Annotated in this window: 4 protein-coding genes; all 4 read right to left on the bottom strand. The window is 58.7% G+C overall.

Going from position 1 to position 4,204, the window contains the following annotated elements; genetic code table 11:
* Positions 1-210: 210 nt before the first annotated feature.
* On the bottom strand, positions 211-642 hold the full coding sequence (locus WB528_RS08685; protein ID WP_423888012.1) for a response regulator: 432 nt from the start codon (positions 640-642) through the stop codon (positions 211-213).
* Positions 643-730: 88 nt separating this feature from the next.
* Positions 731-2,002 (bottom strand): beta-ketoacyl-ACP synthase, encoded by a 1,272-nt coding sequence (locus WB528_RS08680; RefSeq protein WP_423888013.1) that lies wholly within the window; start codon positions 2,000-2,002, stop codon positions 731-733.
* Positions 2,003-2,058: 56 nt separating this feature from the next.
* Entirely contained in the window at positions 2,059-3,249 is a 1,191-nt protein-coding gene (locus tag WB528_RS08675) for a beta-ketoacyl-ACP synthase (protein WP_423888011.1), read from the bottom strand.
* A complete protein-coding gene (locus WB528_RS08670) occupies positions 3,249-3,983 on the bottom strand; it encodes a spermidine synthase (RefSeq protein WP_423888010.1) in 735 nt (244 codons plus the stop codon). Before WB528_RS08670 ends, WB528_RS08675 begins: the two co-directional genes overlap by 1 nt.
* Positions 3,984-4,204 lie beyond the last annotated feature (221 nt).

Here is a 4,204-nt window from a genome sequence, read left to right as displayed (position 1 = left end):
AAGTAATGCTGCTCAGACAACCACTCTCAAGATTTCACGCGCGCCAATCCACACAGGCCATGTCTTTGTGGGAGATTGAATTCGTGAGTCCATTGTCCCAGGCGATTTTCACGACGCTCCAATCGTTTTCTACGACTTCGCCTCGGTCCGCCTAGCGGCCGTCCCAGCAGACATGCTCGCCGATCTTCAGCAATCTGGATCGATCTCCGCTCATCTGAATTTATCCTGTCTGCTGTCCAGACTTTGCACAGGCTGTACTTCAGCGGATCGGATCATATCCTGAAGGCCTTCTATCATTTGCTTCATCGCAAACGGCTTCTGGAAGTACCGGCTGTTTACGGGTCTGTCGCGCTCAGACAACTCCACTCTTCCCGACACCAAAATGATCTTGATGGCCGGCCATCGGTCGTGGACAGTTTGAGCAAGCCCTAAGCCGTCCATGCTGCCGGGCATCTGGATGTCGGTGAAAACGAGCGCTATGTCCGAACAGCTTTCCAGAATGGCAATCGCTTCGTCCGCATTCGCCGCTTCGACCGTCATAAACCCGGCGTCGGCGACGACGTTCGCCGTACACATTCGCAATATCTCATCGTCTTCCACCACCAAGACCTTAAATACAGAAAGGGGTTGGGTCAAAGACATGACAAACTGACGCTTCCGTAGATGAGCCAACTATTAATCCGGGCCGGGCGTTCGATTTGGCGGCCGACGCTGTCTTCGCAAGCTCAGATTAGTTCACTTCCCGCCTCATGATGAGCGAGACATTTTGGCCGCCGAAGCCGAACGAATTCGACATTCCCGTTGTGACTCGCGCATCTCTTGCCCTATTAGGCACGACGTCAAACAGGATTGCTGGATCCGGAATATCGTAGTTGATGGTAGGTGGAATGCGCTGGTGTTCCAGCGTCAACAGGGTGAATACAGCTTCTATGATGCCGGCAGCGGAGAGCGTGTGTCCGATCATCGATTTGTTGGATGAAACGGGAATCTTGCGGGCATGATCGCCGAACACGGCGGCGGCGCCGAGATATTCCATCCTGTCGTTCTCTGGCGTACTTGTTCCATGAGCGTTGATGTAGTCGATCTGATCAAATGTCATGCTTGCATCGGCGAGAGCGTTGCGGACGCAATCGGCGATCGGAACCCCGTCCGGTTTGGGACGGGTACGATGGAAAGTGTCCGCCAATTCGCCACAGCCGGCGATCACGCCCAAGATCTTCGCGCCGCGCGATCGTGCGGCGTCCATGCTCTCCAGCACGAGCGCCCCGGCACCTTCAGCCATCACGAATCCTTGCCGGTTCTTCGAAAAGGGCTTCGATGCGCTACGCGGATCGTCGTTGTGCGTAGAAAGTGCCGACAGGAGGGAAAATCGCACCATAGCCTCGGCATTGACCGAACCGTCGGTCGCTACACATAGCGCGGCGTCGGTTTCTCCGCGCCGAATTGCCTCGACGCCGAGTTGGATTGCTGTAGCGCCCGACGCGCAGGCCGTTGACACCGAGATGGGCGATCCCTTCGTGCCGAAGGTCTCGCAAAGGTGATCCGCGACCGAGCCGAACAGATAGCGGGTGTGGACCTGCGTGAATCGCCCGCCGCCGCTCGTCCGCAGCAGGATGTCGTAGTCTATGGAGCCCGCTTCGCCGGAGGCCCGTGCGATCTCTTCGCGTTGCGGCCACTCGACTTCAACCGGCGCCAGGCCGAGAAACAACGGGCCTGGAAAATCGCCCTTTCGTCCAATTCCCGATTGGCCGACAGCCTCTTCGATGACGATATCTGCCAGACGCTCGGCCAGCGTTGTCGAGGAGAACGGCTTCACCTCAACGAAGTCGATGGTGCCGGCGATGCGCGTCTTCAGCCCATGGGTGGAAAAGCGCCGGATAGTGCTTATTCCAGACTCTCCGGCGGTAATTTTCGCCCAATTCTCAGTCTTGCCCTCACCAAGCGACGTGATCACGCCCATGCCCGTAACGACGACGACAGGGCGATTGTGGCCGTCACGCATCGCCGTATTCGCGTTACGCCGCTTTGTGGACGCCGGGCCGGTTTCAGGAAGCGTCGTCATGAGGCGGCCTCTATAAGCGCCATTCCTTCGCCGCGCCAATGACCGACGCCGACGGCCACTATCTGGGCCGGCATAAGGCCGATTTCGGTCTCTCGGCCGGATGCATCGTTTGGAGGGACCAACGCACCGCGGGATATGCTCAACGAACCAAGGGCCAATGCTAACGGGAATTGCGCTTCGCTGAGATGTCCGAAGGACGTGCCGACCGCGCGAACGGGGACATCCCGGTGTGCCGACAGGAAGGCAGCCTCTTCCCTGGTGGCAACCGCGGCGCCTGTCGCTGCCGTGTAGATCGCGGTTGAATTCTCGGTGACCCCCAGAGAATCCCAGAGACCTTCCAAAGTTCTTTCAACTCCGCCCGGGGCAGCTCGGGAGGAATGACCGGAAACGACGTTGACCAGCCGTGCAAACGGCTTGGCGCCTCGGCGCTCCGCATGAGGTCTCGACTCAAGCACCAGGAACACGCCACCCGACCCCAAAGCAAAGCCACCGCCGCTGCGCGACCAGACCGATGCGAAGTCCTTCTTGAGATTGAAGCCGCCACATTCGTAGAGCATTAGCATTTCCTTGCGCTCGCCGTTGTGCGCGGCGCCGACCAAGGCAATCTCGCTCTGACCGGAGGCGATCTTCGCCCACGCAATCCGAACGGCGTCCACGCCGGCGGTTTCCTCGCCCATAAAGGTCCGTGACGATCCGGACACGCCGTGGACGATCGATATGTTGCCGGCGAGCAGATTGGACAACTGCGCGAGGAACAGGGTAGGGCGCAGGTCGTTCATCAGCCGTTCGTTGAGAGCCCCCGACCTCCCATCCGCACGCGCGGTCAAAATCGCGGCATCGACATCAAGGTCGCGCTCGCCGCCGCCCGCAGCGACGATCATGTCGGTTCGAGCCAGGATTTCCTGGTCGTCCTTGATGCCGGCGGAATCCAGGGCAAGACCGGCTGCGTAGGTGCCGATGCGCTGCCATGCTTCCATCTGGCGCTGGTCACCCTTTTTCGGAATCTGGCTGTCTAGATTCAGCGGTACCAAAGGGTGGATCATCCACGGCGCATATCTTTCCAGATCGACGTTTACGCGACCGCTGCGAAGAGCGTCCCAATTCGCTTCCAACCCGTCCCCCAGGGAGGAAACGAGCCCGATACCTGTTATCCACGTCTCGCGTCGGTCCGCCGGAAGCTGCGGCATTAGCGCAATCCACTGGCCAGATCGCGGCTTCGCAATCTTCCGCGGCGGATCGCCCAGCGTTCATGGCTATGGCGCATCAGGCGATCAAGCGCTGCCCGTGAACCCAAGGTCTTCTCGGGCATGCAGGCGATGACGGCATTGCGATCCTCGATGAATTGCTCATCGACGATCCATGTCCGCAGTTCTTCACCGGCGAGTCTGGCTGCAATCCGGTCGGGTGTCGGATCAATGTCGTGTGCTACCATTACGTTCATCACGATCCGGCCGCCTGGTGCCAGACGGGAGCGGATGGCGTCGCAGGTCTCCGCATCAAACTCTTCTGTGAAACGGAATCCCGGTCCACCGACGTCGATCGCAATACCGTCGTAATATGCGCGGTCATCGAACACGAATTTTCGAAAGTCGGAGACGATGCAGGGCAGTTCGTCCGGCAGATCGAAATACTTATGCGCGAGCACGAAACTGATCGGGTTAATGTCGACGATGGTCAGTCTCTTGCCGCGACGCGACAGCCGTGTCGCAAGATTGCCGCCGCCACAACCCAAGACGAGGATTTGTTCTGAGCGGGATAGGAGTTCGTCCATGAGCTTGACGTAGGTGAACACGCTTTCGCCGTCTGGCGTCGCCTGGCTCTGTCTCATCCCCTCTTCGAAATACACGCGTGTACCGTCCCAAGAACACTCGACGATATCGATCTGCCCGTTCCTTCCTTGATAGCGCCCCAAAAGCTTCAAGATCAAATAGTCCTACAACCAGATGAGACTGGCAAATATGCTCCACGCATGAGTTTCACGGAGAGGATTTGTCCCGACAAGAGTGCGATACCGTCGATCATTACAGGTTCAACGCCTCGGCCGGTCGTCGCGGACGCCCCGAACATTGTCTTTCACTAGCGCGCAAATGGTTATCAGAATTCCTCCGCCGATAAGTGCGCCGATGCTGCTGCCCAGGATGC

It is taken from the genome of Bradyrhizobium sp., assembly GCF_049586575.1.
Taxonomy (GTDB): domain Bacteria; phylum Pseudomonadota; class Alphaproteobacteria; order Rhizobiales; family Xanthobacteraceae; genus Bradyrhizobium.
Note: the sequence above shows the minus strand (reverse complement) of the source record. Positions and strands in the feature narration are given on the sequence as shown.